This is a genomic window from Hyphomicrobium sp. (assembly GCF_041674905.1).
Taxonomy (GTDB): Bacteria; Pseudomonadota; Alphaproteobacteria; order Rhizobiales; family Hyphomicrobiaceae; genus Hyphomicrobium_B.
This window is the reverse complement of record NZ_JBAYUV010000017.1, coordinates 44,610-61,651: the sequence shown is the minus strand read 5'-3', so window position 1 is coordinate 61,651 and position 17,042 is coordinate 44,610. Positions and strand designations below refer to the sequence as shown.

The 17,042-nt window shown below is 62.0% G+C and carries 12 protein-coding genes; 7 read left to right on the top strand and 5 right to left on the bottom strand.

The window, feature by feature from the left end; translation table 11 throughout:
* The coding region (locus WC026_RS09235; RefSeq protein WP_372710598.1) for an FHA domain-containing protein at window positions 1–633 on the bottom strand (633 nt) is incomplete at its 3' end.
* Between the two features lie 104 nt (window positions 634–737).
* Entirely contained in the window at window positions 738–1,388 is a 651-nt protein-coding gene (locus tag WC026_RS09230) for an FHA domain-containing protein (protein ID WP_372710597.1), read from the bottom strand.
* A 233-nt stretch (window positions 1,389–1,621) separates the two neighbouring features.
* Here WC026_RS09230 and WC026_RS09225 point away from each other — a divergent pair, with 233 nt between their 5' ends.
* The 7 genes from WC026_RS09225 (at window position 1,622) to prmB (ending at window position 11,826) form a co-directional block, all read left to right on the top strand.
* Window positions 1,622–3,955: a protein kinase gene (locus WC026_RS09225; protein ID WP_372710596.1), complete on the top strand. Its 2,334-nt coding sequence runs from the start codon at window positions 1,622–1,624 to the stop codon at window positions 3,953–3,955.
* A 93-nt stretch (window positions 3,956–4,048) separates the two neighbouring features.
* Complete coding sequence (locus WC026_RS09220; protein ID WP_372710595.1) at window positions 4,049–5,452, top strand: cytochrome ubiquinol oxidase subunit I; 1,404 nt, start codon at window positions 4,049–4,051, stop codon at window positions 5,450–5,452.
* 4 nt (window positions 5,453–5,456) lie between these two features.
* Window positions 5,457–6,473, top strand: a complete 1,017-nt coding sequence (cydB, locus tag WC026_RS09215; RefSeq protein ID WP_372710593.1) for a cytochrome d ubiquinol oxidase subunit II — start codon at window positions 5,457–5,459, stop codon at window positions 6,471–6,473.
* A gap of 150 nt (window positions 6,474–6,623) precedes the next feature.
* Window positions 6,624–7,778 (top strand): thermonuclease family protein, encoded by a 1,155-nt coding sequence (locus WC026_RS09210; RefSeq protein WP_372710592.1) that lies wholly within the window; start codon window positions 6,624–6,626, stop codon window positions 7,776–7,778.
* A gap of 472 nt (window positions 7,779–8,250) precedes the next feature.
* Complete coding sequence (locus WC026_RS09205; RefSeq protein WP_372710590.1) at window positions 8,251–9,546, top strand: DUF2541 domain-containing protein; 1,296 nt, start codon at window positions 8,251–8,253, stop codon at window positions 9,544–9,546.
* A 239-nt stretch (window positions 9,547–9,785) separates the two neighbouring features.
* Entirely contained in the window at window positions 9,786–10,889 is a 1,104-nt protein-coding gene (locus tag WC026_RS09200) for a fatty acid desaturase (RefSeq protein WP_372710588.1), read from the top strand.
* A gap of 19 nt (window positions 10,890–10,908) precedes the next feature.
* Window positions 10,909–11,826: a 50S ribosomal protein L3 N(5)-glutamine methyltransferase gene (prmB, locus tag WC026_RS09195; protein ID WP_372710586.1), complete on the top strand. Its 918-nt coding sequence runs from the start codon at window positions 10,909–10,911 to the stop codon at window positions 11,824–11,826.
* Window positions 11,827–11,977: 151 nt separating this feature from the next.
* On the opposite strand, the gene WC026_RS09190 is transcribed toward prmB, so the two are convergent.
* The 3 genes from WC026_RS09190 to WC026_RS09180 form a co-directional block, all read right to left on the bottom strand.
* Window positions 11,978–14,833, bottom strand: a complete 2,856-nt coding sequence (locus WC026_RS09190) for a phosphoenolpyruvate carboxylase (RefSeq protein WP_372710585.1) — start codon at window positions 14,831–14,833, stop codon at window positions 11,978–11,980.
* 106 nt (window positions 14,834–14,939) lie between these two features.
* Entirely contained in the window at window positions 14,940–15,839 is a 900-nt protein-coding gene (sucD, locus tag WC026_RS09185) for a succinate--CoA ligase subunit alpha (protein ID WP_372710583.1), read from the bottom strand.
* An 18-nt stretch (window positions 15,840–15,857) separates the two neighbouring features.
* Window positions 15,858–17,021, bottom strand: a complete 1,164-nt coding sequence (locus tag WC026_RS09180; RefSeq protein ID WP_372710582.1) for a malate--CoA ligase subunit beta — start codon at window positions 17,019–17,021, stop codon at window positions 15,858–15,860.
* Window positions 17,022–17,042 lie beyond the last annotated feature (21 nt).

The window sequence follows — 17,042 nt, the reverse complement described above, 5'->3', positions numbered from 1 at the left end:
GTTTGGAACGAAGAGGAAAGACCGATCGCTCGAATCGTAGCGCAAATAGGCCTGGGCCTCGTTGGAAATGGCGTCGTCGCCGAAATCCAGGGGAATCCGGTTTTCTTTCGAGCGTCCGACCGTGTTGTTGCCTTCGTAGATCGGCCGGTAGGACCCAAGGCCCGGGCCGCCGACCACGATCAGGAAGCCAACAACCGGGTCACGCTCGAAAACGCCGCGTTCGATCTGGCGGCGGCCACGGACCAGAACGGTGCGCACGGGCGCATCCTCGGCCTCGGGTTCAACCTTTTTCACGCGGTTTTCAGGGCGGACGACGCGCGTTGTCGGGGGCACGTCGGAATCCTTGGCGGCGTCGAGCGGTTCGGACGCCTCCGGTTCCGGCTCGGGCGCCGTGCGCGCGAGGCGTGCGGCTTCTTCCGCGCTCAGGCTCGGCGGTTTTACCGGCAAAGGCGGCGGGGCATGTTCGGCGGCTGCAGGTGTTGCAGCGGTCGCGGGTTTCGGCGGCTGCGCCATTTCGATCGGGGCGTCGTCGCGGCCGGCCGCCATCAAGGCATCACGCAGGGAGCCCAGGAACTTGTGCGCCTTCGCGGCTTTCGCTTCGTGGCCGGCTGTCGTCTCGCCCTCTACCGCCATGCGTCTCTCTCCTCATGGTTTGTCGCGCACGGCGACGCCCGTGCTGCGGAATTTGTGCCTCAACGCGTGAACTGAGAACTCAGAACGGGACCGAGAGCCGCGGCTCAGGCGGAACCGGAGCGGAAACGCAGCCTGCCGGGTCCGAGTTCAATAAGATCGCCGTCGTTCAAGCGCGCTTCACAGCGGCGCCGGCCGTTGACGATCAGACCGTTGCTTTCGACGCCCGACAAATCGGTGATGTGCCAGTCGTTATAGTCTTCGCGATAAATTGCGGCGTGATAACGATGAACAGCGCTATTCGCGATGCGAATGTCGTTGTCGTCCTCACGTCCGATGCGCAGCATGTCGCCCGAGATGGCGTAGCGCATGCCTTTGCCACCGGATGCGACCTCGACATAGGGCTGATGGGCGTGCGGCACGGCTTCGTCGTCCAGCTCGACCTCGGCTTCGCCGTCGTCACGGCCGGGCCTGTAAAGGCGGGTTGCATCCGCCGGCATCCGGATTTCGCGCATGATCCGCCAGGCGACGGTGAGAAGTGGAAAGCCGATCGCCAGACCGAGGCCCAGCATCAAAGCCGGAGCGACGCGGTAGCCTTCGAGAATCGCGGTTTTCGTTGCTCGCAGCACCCGCGTGCTGGCGTCGAACACGTAGGCGGGGCCAAACCGCTGAGCCGCGGGGGCCGAGAGGAGAAAAAGGACGAGAGCCGAACCGGCCCCGATCGCCCACAAGCCCGATCGCGACTGCGTCGTTCTCATGATTTATGCCCGAATCGCATTCACGCACTGTGGTGCAAGCATGGCGGCGGCAACATGGCCGGAAAGCGACACCGTAGAGAATTATTCATCCGGCGTTCATCACCCGTCGAGGCGCCATATTCTTGCGTCATGAGAGCAAAGCAGAGACAAGAGACTCGGGCTGGTCTCTTCAAGTCCACGACGCCAGCACGTAGGGCAAAACAACCGCAAGCGCGATATCGCGCGTGGGGATCATGACGCAGCTTGTCGCTTTACCTGACGGAACCGAACTCGCGGGCGATTACAAAATCGTGCGCGTGCTCGGCGCGGGCGGGTTCGGCGTCACGTATCTTGCCCAAGAACCAAATCTCTCGCGGCACGTGAGCATCAAGGAGTATTTCCCGAGCGATTTCGCGAGCCGCACGGACAACCTCGAGGCGACGCCGCGCTCGGCGGGCTCGACCAGCGATTACAATTGGGGCCTCGACCGCTTCGTCGACGAGGCGCAGACGCTCGCGAAATTCAATCACAGCAATATCGTCAAGGTGCATCGCGTCTTCCGCGCGAACAACACCGCCTACATGGTGCTGCACTTTGAGGAAGGAAAAAATCTCAAGACCTGGCTGAAGGATCTCGGCCGGGCACCTCGGCAGAAGGAGCTCGATGCGATCGTCGGGCCGCTGCTCGATGCGCTCGAGATCATTCACAACGCCGATTTCCTGCACCGGGACATCGCGCCGGATAACATCATCATTCGCACTGGTGGCGATCCGGTGCTCATCGATTTCGGCGCAGCGCGCAGCGATATCGCCGCGCATTCGAAAACGAAGACAGTGTCGGCCCTCGTCAAGCCCGGCTACAGCCCTTACGAGCAATACGCCGAGACGAGCCGCCAGCAAGGGCCCTGGACGGACATCTATGCTTTCGCGGCGACGCTCTATCATGCGGTGACCGGAAAACGGCCGCCTGACACTCCGTCGCGGATGCTGAAGGATGAGATGGTGCCGGTTCGCGAAGCGGCACTCGGCGGTTATCGCGGCACATTTCTCGACGCCATCCAGCAGGCTTTGACGCTCCCCGTCGACGGCCGACCGAAATCGGTCGCGGCCTGGCGTGGAGCGCTGCTCGCACCGGAACCGCCGAAGCCCGGCATCTTCCAGCGCTTCAAGGACAAGACGGAAGTTCATCGCCGGAAGGATGAGGAAAAGCAGGCTGCCGAGGCGGTCGTGAACACGGTCGTTCCGCCGCCGCCCGACGCGCCAGGCCCGAAGGGTGGGCTTCTCGATTTCTTCGACGCGCTGAAGCAGCCCGCGGACGCGGCGGCCCCTGCCGTCGCCGCTGCGGCAGCCAAGCCGGTGGCTGCAAAAAAACCGCCTGCGGCCGAGAAAGCGAAGCCGGAAAAAGCCAAGCCCGAGAAAAAGAAGGCACCGGAGAAAAAAGCTTCGGCGCTGCCGCCGCCCCCACGTCCGGCGCCCGAGAAAGCGCGGTCGAAATCCAAGCTCCGGCCAAAGCCGGACGTCGGCCGCCGTCCTCTCACGCGCGGTCTCAAATCGAAAATCATCATCGCGGCGGCGCTCGCTGGCATCGGGTTCGCCTTTCACGACCGTATTCCGGAGTTTCTCCGGGTGCAGGAGTCGAGAATCACGACCGGTGCGATCGGCATCCCCACTGCTGCCGAGCCCGCACTCAAGCAGGTCGCGGAGATCAAGGCGCACGACGCCGCGATCGAGGAACTGGCTCTCAGCGGCGACGGCCGGTTGATCGTCACCGCCTCGCACCAGCCCGAACTCAAAATCTGGTCGTTCGATTCGCATCAGTCGAAGGGGGTCATCGCGCTCGAAGATGGGGCGGCGACGTCTCTCGCGGTGCGCAACAACCGCGTCGTCACCGGACATGCCAACGGCGCGGTCGCGATCTACGATCTCGATACCCAGCGCCGCCTCTATCGCTTCAAACGGAATGACGCGCGTATCTGGGCGGTGACGTTCGTCGGCTCGGAGGAGCGCGTGGCCGCCGCGAGCCATGACTGGATGCTGGCGATCTGGGAAACGGCATCGGAAAGTGCGCCGAGCGCCATTCTCGAAGGGCACGAGAACGCGGTGCAAGCCGTCGCGGCCGACCCTGCGGGCCGATGGATCGCGTCAGGAGGAGCCGACCGCAGCGTCAAGATCTGGAACGTCGAGACCCGGGATTCGCGGCGGACTTATCGCAACAATTCCGATTTCATTTCGAATCTCGCATTTTCGCCCGACGGAGCAACGCTTGCCGTCGGCGGCCTGGATGGCACCATCAAAGTGCTGTCACTGAATTCGAGTAGAGTCCAACGCATATTCGCCGGCCAAAACAAACGCATCACATCGCTGGCGCTCGCGAATGGCGACGACATGCTGGCGTCCGCCGACGAGGCTGGCAATGTCCGCATCAGAAGCCTGAAACGCTCGCGTCAATTGCTCGCCTTGCCGGGTATCGGTTCCGGCGCGAGAACGGTGGCGTTCACGAACGACGGCCGCATCTTGCTGACGGGCGGCCTGGACGGCGTCTTACGTCTCTGGACGCTTCCCGATTCACAGATTGCCCAGGGCAACTAAAGCCTAACGATAAACATGGGTTCTGAGCCTCGACGACGTGGACGGATGACGGCATGATGCCGCCGCAATCGAGTCGCCGGAGGAACCCCGCTCATGGACGTCGATGCCATTCTGCTCGCACGTATCCAGTTCGCCTTCACGGTCACGTTTCACATCATCTTCCCGAGCTTCACGATCGGCCTTGCGGCGTTCATCGCGACGCTGCTGGTGCGCTGGCGCATGACGGGCGAAGACCACTTTCACCGGCTGGCGCGCTTCTGGACCAAAATCTTCGCCGTCTCGTTCGCAATGGGCGTCGTCTCCGGCATCGTGCTGTCCTATCAATTCGGAACCAACTGGGCGAAATTTTCGGTCGTCGCAGGAAACATCATGGGGCCGCTGCTCGGCTATGAGGTGCTGACGGCGTTCTTCCTGGAAGCGACGTTCCTCGGGATCATGCTGTTCGGATGGCAGCGCGTGCCGCCGAACCTGCACGTGCTGTCGGCGATCCTGGTCGCGGTCGGCACGTCATTCTCCGCATTCTGGATTCTTGCCGCCAATAGCTGGATGCAGACGCCGGCGGGTTTCGAAATGAAGGACGGCGTGGCTTTCCCCGTCAGCTGGCTCGAAATCATTTTCAATCCGAGCTTCCCCTATCGCTTCGCACACATGTTCACCGCCGCGTACCTGACGACATCGGTCGTCGTGCTGTCGGTCGGCGCGCGCTACCTCTGCCAGGGCCGCTTTCTGGAAGAAGCCAAGACAATGGTGCGCATGGGGCTCGGCATGGTCGCGATCCTGGCGCCCTTGCAGTTGGTGATCGGAGACGCGCACGGCCTCAACACGGCGGAGCATCAGCCGGTAAAGGTCGCGGCGATGGAAGGGCATTGGGACGGCAGCAAGCCCGGCGAACTTCTGCTGTTCGCGTGGCCCGACGAAAAGGCCGAGAAAAACCATTTCGAAATCGGCATTCCGCACGTCGCCAGCCTCATCATCACGCACAGTTACGATGGGCTCTTTACGGGGCTCAAGGACTTCAAGGCGGAGGAACGGCCGCCGCTGCTGCCGGTGTTCTTTGCCTTCCGGGTGATGGTCGGAGTCGGACTGCTGCTGATCGCGATCGGCTTCGTCGGCGCCTTCCTGTGGTGGCGGCGCACGGTGTTTTCGACGCAATGGTATCTCAGGCCGCTGACGTATGCGTGGCCACTCGGCTTCATCGCGATCGTCTGCGGATGGTGGGTGACGGAGACTGGACGGCAACCGTATCTCGTCTACGGAATCCTCAAGACGGCCGATGCCGTCTCGCCGGTCGCTTTCGGCGCGGTGCTGACGACGCTGATCCTGTTCGTCCTGATCTATACGAGCGTGTTCTCGATGGGCATTCTCTACATCAACAGGCTGATCGAGAAAGGCCCGCAAGGCAAGGCCATCGCGCCTGAAGGCGATCCGTCGGTCGGGGCACGGCCGCTCAGCGCCGCGCAGGATGCAACCAGAAGCGCGCTCGGATCGGAGGACTAGCATCATGGATACGCTCTCCTACGCGCTGCCGCTCATCTGGGCCGCGATCCTCGCAACCGCCGTGACGCTTTACGTCATCCTCGACGGGTTTGGTCTGGGGCTCGGCATTCTCTTTCACTTCGAGCGCCGCGAGCCCCAGCGCGACGTCATGATGAACACCATCGCGCCGTTCTGGGACGGCAACCAGACGTGGCTCGTCCTCGGCGGCGGTGGCCTGCTCGCTGCGTTTCCGAAGGCCTATGGCCTCGTGATGTCGGGGCTCTACATTCCCATCATCGTGATGCTGCTGGCGCTGGTGTTTCGCGGCGTCGCGTTCGAGTTTCGCTGGGTGGCGAAGCCGCGCCAGGAGTTCTGGGACCTCGCGTTTTCCTGGGGCGCGGTGGTTGCGACATTCTCACAGGGCGTCGTGCTCGGCGGACTGCTGCAAGGGCTTACGACACAGGACGGGCATTTCGCGGGCGGCACGTTCGACTGGCTGACGCCCTTCTCGCTCTTTTGCGGGCTGAGCCTGATCGCGGGCTACGCGCTGCTGGGGACGACGTGGCTGATCTACAAAACCGACGGCGATCTGCAGGAGTGGGCGCGCGACGCCGCCAAGGTCGCGCTGCTCGCCATGCTCGCCGCGATGGCCGTCGTCAGCCTCTGGACGCCGTATTCGGTGCCGCGCATCGCCGAGCGCTGGTTCGTGTGGCCAAATTTCCTGCTGTTTGCGCCGGTGCCGCTGCTGTCGCTCTACGCCGCGTGGCGATGCTGGAACGGCATCGAAAATATCGGCAAGGACGCAGAGGCCTTTCTTGCAGCCGTCGCGCTGTTCCTGCTGGGGCTTGTCGGGCTTCTAATTTCGAACGTGCCGTATCTCGTGCCCGGCGTATTGACGGTGTGGGAAGCCGCGGCGGCGCCCAGTTCGCAGTTGTTCCTGCTCGTTGGAACGCTCATCATGCTGCCGGTCATTCTCGGCTACACTATTTTCGTATACTGGACATTCCGAGGCAAAGTTCGGGCCGGCGAAGGCTACCACTGACCCGGATTGTCGGATTGATATTGCCGGGATTGATTCGGCAAAGACGTTCGCAATCCGCCGCGAGATGTGGGCAGTCCCGCTCGCGACAAAGGACTGCCATACTTCGTTCCAAATATTCACGCGCGAATCGTGCGGGGGAGGATTGCCAGGATGTTCGGCTGGCGCAGGCGCAGCGAAGGCTTTGAATGGCGTGAATACGTACGCACCACGGTGCTGGTGCGGCGCGCCGATCGCCAGCGGCGTATCGACGATGCGCGCCTTGCGGCCGTCGAAAAAGTGAAGAATGCGGCCGACGCCGGGGCCGACGCGGGCCGCGCGAGCGCCTCGTTCGTCGGCTCGCAGTTCTCAAAGCTCCTTTCGATCATCATCGAAGCGCTTCTCGATTTCGCCGCCGCCGCGTTTCATCTGGCGACGCGCTGGTCGAAATTCCTGTTTGCGGTCATCGCCGATGCGTTTCGCGGACTCGCCGGGCGCTTCGGCATTGCGCTCGGCGACGCCTTCAAAGGCCCGGCCGACGCGGTGCGCGCAAAGGCAAGGCTTCTGCCGGACGTCGCGCGGAAATCGCCGGTCAAGCCTCGCCACATCGCGGGCGCGGCGGCGGCGCTCGGGCTGATTTATTTCGGCGGCCCGATGCTCAGAAGCGCGGATGGCATTGCCGTCGCCGAGCATTCGGCGGATGGCCCGGCGCTGGTTTCAGTCAGCACCGAACTGTCCGGCCGCGCCATAGCGATCGCGGGCGACCTGATGCGCGTCGACGGCGTGGTGGTGCGCGTCGCCAATGTCGAGGCTCCACAATCGCGCCAGCCCTGTTTCCGCGCCGATGGCCGCCGCTGGGATTGCGCGTCGGCCGCCAAATCCGGGCTCGCGCGTGTCGTCCGGGGGCAGCGCGTCACCTGCACGCCGTCGGGGCAGGACGCGGACGGATATGTATCGGCGCAGTGCAGCGTCGGAGAGTCCGACGTGGCGACGGAGCTCGTGCGCAACGGTTACGTCTTCGCCGTCAGCTCGTTCTTCAGCTCGCTCGGCAGCGAGGAAGAGGCGGCGCGCAACGCGAAGAAAGGCATCTGGCAGGGCGAAATCCAGCGGCCGCAGGAATGGCGGGATCAGCAGTGGCAGGACGCGAAGCGCGGCGCCCCGGACGGCTGTCCGATCAAGGGATTCGTCCGCGCGTCATCCAAGTTCTATGCGCTGCCGTGGGCGGCCGATTACGACCGCGCGAAGGTTCGCACCAACAAGGGCGAGCGCTGGTTCTGCAGCGAGGACGAAGCGAAAGCCGCCGGCTTCGTATCCTCCAGCCGCTCGTAGATTGCCGCGAACGTCGCCAGAAACAAAAAGCCCACGGTCGGGGGAAGACCGTGGGCGTAAACTTAGAACCGGCGCCAATGGGGGAATGGGACGGCGAAAGCTCTATTCCCTTTATTAGATCCCGATATCGCGGCGAATTTCAAGATCTCGCCGAAACTGATTCGCGCTTTTATGTCAAGTCGTGCCTGTTTACCCGACGCAGTTGGCAAAACTGCAACGGTCACGCGTCGCCTGCCGACACGGAAACCGCAGCGAGCAAACGGCTGCTCACGGCTCGCAAGGCAAATGAGTGCCACGTCCTAAGTCCCCTAACCGTGGGTATAAAGTTTGTGTTGCAGATTCACACCATCGGCGAGCTGAACGCGTTGCGGCAACAGGGAAATGGACTCGGCCCGCTGCCTTTTTGACTCTTCATCGCTAAAGTGCCCGCGCGATCGGGGCACGGGCGTTTAGGAACCAGAGGGGTCAAGTTATGTTTCGTAGACTGGTACTGGGGCTATCCGCAGTCCTGGCGATGGGGATGCTGTCGAGCGCCGATGCGCGACGCTGGCATCGTTACCACCAGCATCACAACAATCAGCTCATCGTCATCGCCGAATCGGATGTCGATCTTTCGCTCGACCGCTACACGATCGACGTGCGCCAGGCGAAAGGCGCCTACAAGGGCATCCGCATCAAGAATTCGATGGGCAAGCTCTTCGATCTCCGGCGCGTCGAGATCGTCTACAGTGACGGCACGGTCTGGAGCGAGGACCGGCAAATCGACATGTATTGGGGCGAGCGCAGCCGTCCGATCAACCCGACGTATGAAAGCCGCTTCATCGATCAGATCAAGATCACGCAGGAACCCGGATACGGACGCGGGCGGCTGCAGATCATCGGCATCCAGGACCGGCAAGGCCGGCGGATGGATCGCGCCGGTGGCGACGACGGGCGATATTCGGATAATCGCGACCGCTCGGAACATCTCGTCTCGAGCGGGCGCAATCGCGGCGACGATCTCGCGGTGAAACCGACGGTTCCCGTCGCCACTCCGACGACACCTGGACAAGCGACGGCCGGCGGCGACGTGCTGTTCGGCGCCCAGTACGTCGGCTTCCTGACTGACCGCGACGTCATCCGCGTCGGCAATGAAGTCGGCAAGTTCGCGAAGATTCGCCTGCGCGTGCTCGATAACGACATCCACATCAGCGAGTTGAAGGTCGTTTACAACAACGGCGAAAGCGACGCGCTGGCGGTGAACGCGGACATTCCGAAGAATTCGCGCACGAACTGGATCGACCTTCGAGGCGACCGCTTCATCAAGGAAATTCAGCTCGTTTATCGCTCACGTCCGAACTTCAACGGGCAGGCGCGCATCGAGATATTCGGCCGTTATGCACCGGGCTGGCTCGGACCGAACGGCGAAGGGCGTAAGTATAATCAAGGCTGGCTGCTGCTCGGCGCCCAGACGGCTGGCTTCGTCGGCTTCGACAAGGACGTCATTCCAATCGCCAGCAACGAGGGTGGCTTCCGGCGGCTTCGCGTGACGGCGCGCGACCGTGCGATTACGCTTAACGAGCTCAAAGTTTTCTACTCCGACGGTTCGGATGAAACGGTGCCGATCCGCACGCGTGTCGACGCCGGTGGAACCTATGGACCGATCGATCTCAGCGGCCAGCGCCGTCAGCCGATCGACCACATCGAAGCTAAATACCGCTCGAGGTTCTTCGACTCCTCCGCCAAGGGCAAGGGATCGGCGATCGTTGAAATCTGGGGCCAACACTAGGCTTATTCACATAAAAGACATAAACTCACTATTGAGGGAGCCGGTAAATAATCGGCTCCCTTTTTCATCGCGACGGCGACACTCGACCTATTCTGCGGCCGCGCCTTCAGGACCACGCATAGTAACGCACGCAATTTTTCTGATCGCATTGTCAACGCCGTTTTGCGACTTTGGATGAATATGCTACCCGAAATCTACGAGTGGACGACTTTCCGAGCCACTTTGGGGGGACCGACGTCTTGAACCTGAGCGTAAAGCAACCGCTGCATGCGGAGAGCCGTGCCGAACTCGATCAACACGGAGCGCGACTGGGCGCGGTTGGCCCGGACGTCATGCCGGAAAGCCAGAAGCAGCGTGTGCGCCGGCTGGCTGCGCATTGTCAAAAGTATCGTGGTTCGGTGCCCCGTCTTGCGGTCCAACAGCTTATCACCACGCTGGTGCCGCTCGTCCTCGTCATCGCGGCAATGTTCGCCACGGTCGAGCACGCCTATTGGGCGACGCTTCTTCTCGCGCTCCCTGCCGCCGGGCTGCTCGTCCGCGCCTTCATCATTCAACACGATTGCGGGCATGGATCGTTCTTCGCATCGCGTCCCACCAATGATTTCGTCGGCCGCTGCATGAGCGTGCTGACGTTCGCGCCCTACGGACTATGGCGACGCGAACACGCGCAGCATCACGCGACGTCGGGCAACCTCGACCGGCGCGGCGCTGGCGACATCGATACGTTCACGGTCAGCGAATATTTGGCGCTCCCGCCGCTGCAGAAGCTGCGTTATCGCCTCTACCGCAATTCGCTTTTTCTTTTCGGCATCGGCGTGCCGACTTATTTCGTCATTCTGCAGCGGTTGCCTTGGGTGCATGCGCTGGCGCCAAGCCAGACGTGGCGCAGCGTGCTTGGGCTCAACGTCGGGCTGATCGCGTTTTACGCACCGCTGTTTTACTTTTTCGGATGGAGCAACGTGCTTTGGGTCGGGCTGCCGATCCTTCACATCGCGTCGGCGGCCGGCGGCTGGCTTTTCTTCATTCAGCATCAGTTCGAGGAGACGACCTGGGACAAAGCGGAAGGCTGGGATTTCCAAGTCGCGGCGCTGCTCGGCTCATCCTATTACAAACTCCCGCGTGTGCTGAACTGGTTTACCGGCAACATCGGATTGCACCACATTCATCACCTGAACAGCATGATTCCGAATTATCGGCTGATGGCTTGCCTCGACGCCAGTCCCGAGTTGCAGGAGATCAACCAGCTCTCCTTGCGCGACAGCATCCGCTGCGCGCGGCTGAAGCTTTGGGACGAAGCCGAGCGACGGCTGATTCGTTTCGACGAGCTGCCCGCAACGAGGTAACGATGCGGCTCAGGGCTTCATGACGGACCGCGCCCCGCAGCACAGCGACGACCTGGTTACGATCCGGGATTGGCTAAGGTATGCCGTCACGGCCATGACGCGCGCCGGCCTCGTGTTCGGGCACGGGACAGAAACGGCCGTCGACGAGGCGGCATTCCTCATTCTTTCAACACTTGCGCTGCCGATCGACGACATTAGTCCGTGGCTCGACTGCCATCTGACGCGGGACGAGCGCGCCGCATTAAGCGCTCTCATCGCGCGCCGGATCGAGACGCGCAAGCCTGCCGCGTACCTGACGAATGCCGCCTATATTCAGGGGCGCAAATTCTACGTCGACGAGCGCGTCATCGTCCCTCGCTCGTTCATCGCTGAACTCATTGCGCGCGACGGACTCGCGTCTATCGTGCCGGATGCCGACAACGTCGGACGCGTGCTCGACCTGTGCACCGGCTCAGGTTGCTTGGCGATCCTTGCGGCGGAAGCTTTTCCCAACGCTGAAGTTCACGCGAGCGATATTTCGGAAGACGCGCTGGCGGTCGCCGAGCGCAACATTCGCGACTACGGCTTGGAACGACGCGTGCGGACGTTCAAGGCCGATCTGTTCGATGGAATTCCCGCCGGTTCGTATGATCTCATCATCTCGAACCCGCCCTACGTTGCGGCCGCCGAGGTCGAAGCCTTTGCGCCGGAATATCGTGCCGAGCCGCAGCTCGCCCATCTCGGAGGCGCTGACGGGCTTGATCTCGTCAAACGCATCCTTGAGAGCGCAGGCGAACGGCTCGAACCCAACGGAAATCTGATCGTCGAAATCGGCACCGGCCAGGAGGCGCTGGATGCCGCGCGTCCAGACCTGCCGTTTCTCTGGCTCGACACGGAGACGAGCGCGGGCGAAGTGTTTGCGCTGAATGCAGGCGACTTCAAACAGAAATGCGGCTAGAGTCTTTCCGATTTTTATGGAATCGCGGAAAGGCTCTAGCTCTTTATTTTGTCGTGCTTCTTACCGGAAAACCGGTTCCCACTTTTCCGGAAGCCCTCTAGCAAGCCGCCGAGCCAGCAAAAGCCGCTGAAACCGAACTTCGCGCCGCAGCTCAACCGAAGGCGCCGAAGTGATGCGAAATGCCGGTGCCGATCTCGCGCACGAACTCGTACGAGTTTTCCATCGGCGTCAGAATTTCCGTTTCGAGACGGCCATAGTCGTTGACGCCGCGCGGACGATAGCTCGCCTGCTCGTTGAACTCGTCCTTCTCGCCGATCTTCCTGTTCGAATGCGGGAACGCCTTGCGCAGAACGGCGAGAACGTCAGGAATATCGAGGCCGAGCGCCATTTCCAGGACCTGCGCGTGCGACAGGCCATCCTGCGGTGAAAACCGCGGGAGTTGGGCTGCGAGGATGAATATCCGCATCATCACCGCGAGACGGATCGCCTGCAGGAGATCGAGCTCAAGACGATTCTCGTCCGGCGTCATCCCGTCCTCGATGTTGAGATCGGTCAGGATGGCGTGAAGATCGATCGCATCGAGACGCAGCAGGTGCACAAGCTCGGCAATGTCGCTCTCGCGATCGTCTGGCAACAGATGCGTCGCCAGCGTCCGGAACGCCGCATCCAGCGCCTGCTCACGGCCCCACGAGGCGCGCGCCGCCCAGAACCCGGCATCGAAGACCTTGGCGTTGGCAGCCATGGCGTTGAGGCTTGAAATCGTCTTGGCGTGCGCGACCATTGCCAGCATCGACTGCAAACGCTTCGACGACCGGGCCAGCTTGTTGAAATGATCGACCTCGCTGCCGACCGCAACGCCCAGCCCCGCGACGACGTTTGCGAGATATCCGAACTGCTGCAGGATGGCGTTGTTCGGGATGGCGCGCATACGCGCCGGGTTGCCGCGATCGGACGTATGCTCGCCCTGGCGCTTCACCGGGCGCGATCCGGTCTTGAACAACAGGTTCGCACCAAACGCGCCGAGCACGGCGCGATAGCCTTCATGTGCAAACAGCTTCTGCTGGAAAGACCGCAGACGGAGGAAGAAGTCGAGGTTGAAATTCTGCTCGGTGTAGAACGGATCGACCGTCGCCTCAGGTAGCTCGCCGTCGATAACGACGGTCGCCAAGGCCCGGGTCGTCAAGGCGCGATTGCCGAAGGTCATATAGCCGTCGCCGCCCTGGAAGCTCGTTTCGTGCTTCACGGGGATCTTGGCGTCGGCAAAGCGGCGGCGCGACGCATCCGTCATCAAGTAATGCAGACGCTGATGAAGGTCGCCAGGATGGGCGCCGCGCCCCATGGACTCGCCGTGCGTTGAGAAAATCAGCGTTTCGACGTCTTGCAGCTTGGCCTTCGCGACCAGTGCCGACAGGCTATCGTAATAACGCTCGATTGCCAGCGTCGCCGGAATTTGCCCGATGAACCGCCCGGCGTCCGAAAATCCGGTCTGGATGCTGAGACGCTTCCGGCCTTGAACGTAATTGCGATAGGTATCTTCCTCGACCAGGCGCTCCATGATGCGCGCGCCGTTTTCAAGACCCGACGGCGTTTCGAACAGAGGCGAGATGTCGGTGATGTGATCGACGCCGAAAAGCTTGGCGAAGAAGACCGCGATCAGAATCGTTGCGGGCGATTCCGCCTCGGCGATCAGGAAGCGGATCGGCGTTTCCCTATCGACATGCTTCTGAATTTGTGCGGTCAATGCAAACTGACGGATGGCCGTCGCTGTCTCTAGGTCGAGGGTCGAGAAATTGACCGTCTCCTGCGGGCAATTTTCGATCATTTCGACGATACGTGCCAGCGATTGACGCTCGGTCAAATCGCGCGTCCAGGGCTCGTGGACGTAGGCACGGAACGCGTTGTTCAACTGCAGCGCATTGATGCGCAGATGAATGTGCGACGTGCCGAGCCCGGTTGCGGCGACGAGGCCGGACAGAGCCGCGATGGCGCGCTTCACCTGCGGCGCCTCTGCCGAATCGATCAATTGCTCGAACAGCGTTTGCAGCGGCTCCACCGTCAGGAGGTTATAGCCGTCCGACTTGGTGATGACGTTCGCTGCTTTCGCGAGGTAATCGTGGTCGTGCTCGAAGCCTTCGATCGCCTTGATCTGCTCGTCGACCGCGGCAATGCCGAGATCGAGTTTGCCGACGATCTGGCGCGCGATGCGCTGAGGACCATCGGCGTCGTCAAGCTTGTGCTTCAGGACGACGAACCGTTCGCGGATGTCGACCAGCGCCGCTCTTTTCTCGAGCAGGCGCACGTGGAAGGAAAACGTCCAGGAAATATCGTTGCGGCCGTCGAGATCATATCCGACCCACGAGGCCATCGTCGCCAACTTCGGGCGCAGTTTGAATGCGGCTTCGCCGAACTTCTGTGACGCAACGCTGAAGAACGCATGCAGCAGCTCTTCATAGGCGTTGCGCAGATTGCGGATCGCGTCCTGCACGCACTTATGTTCATGCTGCAGCGTCAGCGTGTCCTCGGGACGATGAGGAATGCCGATCGCGACCTCTTTGGCGGAGGGATCGGCGACGGCAATTTCAACCATCCGGCGATAGAGCGCATCGGAAAGACCAAACGTCGGGTGCGCCGTCATGACGATGCCGGTGCGCGCGCGCGACCAGCGCTGCGCGAAGGCTTCGATCGAGCCCGCCGCTTCGTTTGCCGTCTTTTCGACGTAAGACGTGAAATCCTTGAGCGTCGTCGCCTGATCGACATAGCCGACCTTTTCGCGCAAGCGCCGGGCACGACGAACGCAGGCCCGATCCATCAACCGGCCCGCAAGATTTTTGACGGCGTCGAACGACACCGCCTGCGACTCAAGACGCCGCGAAAGATCGAAGGCGACGTTGAGAATGGGATTGAGCGAGGGATTGTCCGGGATCTGAGTCCTCAGACGTTTCAACTCTTCGATCAACTCGAGTTCATCGAGTTCGGCCAAGTTTTCCACGCGCGTCGTATCCTGCATGCCACAAGCCTCCGCGTTCCCGGTGCGGGACCACGTTCAAGCGTAAAATCATTTGGCTCAGTGTGCAAAGACCGGAGCGGAGAGGCCGCTCCGGTCTTTGCGAAGATCAGGCAACCTTCTTCAGCTTGCCGAGAACCTGCGCGACGGTCGATCCCATTTCCGACGGGGTCGGCGCAATCGCGACGCCGCAGCCCTTCAGGATCTCGACCTTCTCGGCAGCCGACTCACCGAATGCCGAAACGATGGCGCCGGCGTGGCCCATGCGGCGGCCCTTCGGCGCCGAAAGACCGGCGATGTAGGCGATGACGGGCTTCTTCATGTGCTCTTGGGCGAAGAGGCCAGCTTCGGCTTCCTGCGGACCACCGATTTCGCCGATCATCAGGATGGCGTCCGTTTCCGGATCGTTCTCGAAGTGCTCGAGAACGTCGCGGTGGGACGAGCCGTTGATCGGGTCGCCGCCGATGCCGACCGACGTCGAGACGCCGATGCCAAGAGCTTTCAGCTGCTCGGCCGCTTCATAGCCGAGCGTACCGGAGCGGCCGACGATGCCGATGCGGCCCGGAAGGTAGATGTGTCCCGGCATGATACCGAGCATCGCCTTGCCCGGAGAGATCGTGCCGGCGCAGTTCGGGCCGGTCAGGATCATGCGCGCTTCTTTCTTGTAGCGGCGCATGTAGCGCTTCACGCGGATCATATCCTGAGCCGGAATGCCGTCCGTGATGCAGACGCAGTATTTGATACCGGCGTCGGCAGCTTCCATGATCGCGTCGGCCGCGAAGGGCGGCGGCACGAAGACGATGGACGCCTCGGCACCCGTCTCGTCGACGGCACCTTTGACGGTATTGAAGACCGGACGGCCGAGATGCGATGTGCCGCCTTTGCCGGGCGTCACGCCGCCGACGACGTTCGTGCCGTAGTCGATCATTTCCTGGGCGTGGAAGGTGCCGATGCGGCCGGTGAAGCCCTGGATCAGGACCGGCGTCTTTTCATTGATAAAGATTGCCATTGGTACGTTTCTCCGGGCTTAGGCTTTTTGGGCCGCTTCGACCGCCTGCTTGGCAGCATCGGCGAGGGTTTCCGCGCTGATGACCGTCAAGCCGCTGTTGTCGATGATCTTGCGACCTTCCTCGACGTTGGTGCCTGCGAGGCGGACGACGATCGGCATCTTGATCTCGAGTTCCTTCACGGCGTCGACGACGCCCTTGGCAACCCAATCGCAACGGTTGATGCCGGCAAAGACGTTGACCAGGATGGCTTTGACGTTCTTGTCGCGCAAAACGGCCCTGAACGATTTCGTGACGCGCTCGGGAGAGGCACCGCCGCCGATATCGAGGAAGTTTGCGGGTTCGCCGCCAGCCAGCTTGATCATGTCGAGCGTTGCCATCGCGAGGCCAGCACCGTTGACGATGCAGCCGATGTCACCGTCGAGACCGACATAGGAAAGGCCGCGGTCCGAGGCGTAGGTTTCGCGCGGATCTTCCTGGCTCTTATCGCGGAGTTCCGCGATGTGCGGCCTGCGGAACAGCGCGTTGTCGTCGAACGACATCTTGGCGTCGAGCGCCAGGACCTGCTTTTCCTTGGTGATGACGAGCGGATTGATTTCGACCATTATCGCATCGAGATCGCGGAAAGCGCGATAGCAACCCATGATCGCGGGCACGAGCTTGTTGACGATCTCAGGGTCGACGCCCAGACCGAAAGCCAGTTCGCGCGCCTGGAACTGCTGCATGCCAACCGCCGGGTCGACGGCAACGCGGATGATCGTATCCGGCTGCGACGCAGAGATTTCCTCGATGTCCATGCCGCCCGCCGCCGAAGCAACGACGACGATGCGCTCGGAAGCGCGGTCCATCACGAAACCGAGATAGATTTCTCGATCGATGTTCGTCGCTTCCTCGATGTAGAGGCGCGAGACCAGCTTGCCGGCCGATCCCGTCTGGTGCGTGACGAGCTTGCGGCCGAGCATGAACTCGGCGGCATCCTCGATTTCCTTTTCCGTCTTGCAGACCTTGACGCCGCCGGCTTTGCCGCGGGCGCCGGAGTGGATCTGCGCCTTGACGACGACGGTGCCGCCAAGCTCGCTGGCGCGATAGGTGGCCTGTTCAGGGCTGTAGGCAAGTCCGCCGCGGGCGATCGGCACGCCGAACTTCGCAAGAAGCTCTTTGGCCTGGTATTCATGAATGTCCATGTCTTTGGACTCCTCGGGATG

Bases quoted from the DNA above. Each gene is read 5' to 3' on its own strand.
- WC026_RS09230 (WP_372710597.1), bottom strand. From the start codon at position 1,388: ATGAGAACGACGCAGTCGCGATCGGGCTTGTGGGCGATCGGGGCCGGT.
- WC026_RS09225 (WP_372710596.1), top strand. From the start codon at position 1,622: ATGACGCAGCTTGTCGCTTTACCTGACGGAACCGAACTCGCGGGCGAT.
- WC026_RS09220 (WP_372710595.1), top strand. From the start codon at position 4,049: ATGGACGTCGATGCCATTCTGCTCGCACGTATCCAGTTCGCCTTCACG.
- cydB (WP_372710593.1), top strand. From the start codon at position 5,457: ATGGATACGCTCTCCTACGCGCTGCCGCTCATCTGGGCCGCGATCCTC.
- WC026_RS09210 (WP_372710592.1), top strand. From the start codon at position 6,624: ATGTTCGGCTGGCGCAGGCGCAGCGAAGGCTTTGAATGGCGTGAATAC.
- WC026_RS09205 (WP_372710590.1), top strand. From the start codon at position 8,251: ATGTTTCGTAGACTGGTACTGGGGCTATCCGCAGTCCTGGCGATGGGG.
- prmB (WP_372710586.1), top strand. From the start codon at position 10,909: ATGACGGACCGCGCCCCGCAGCACAGCGACGACCTGGTTACGATCCGG.
- WC026_RS09190 (WP_372710585.1), bottom strand. From the start codon at position 14,833: ATGCAGGATACGACGCGCGTGGAAAACTTGGCCGAACTCGATGAACTC.
- sucD (WP_372710583.1), bottom strand. From the start codon at position 15,839: ATGGCAATCTTTATCAATGAAAAGACGCCGGTCCTGATCCAGGGCTTC.
- WC026_RS09180 (WP_372710582.1), bottom strand. From the start codon at position 17,021: ATGGACATTCATGAATACCAGGCCAAAGAGCTTCTTGCGAAGTTCGGC.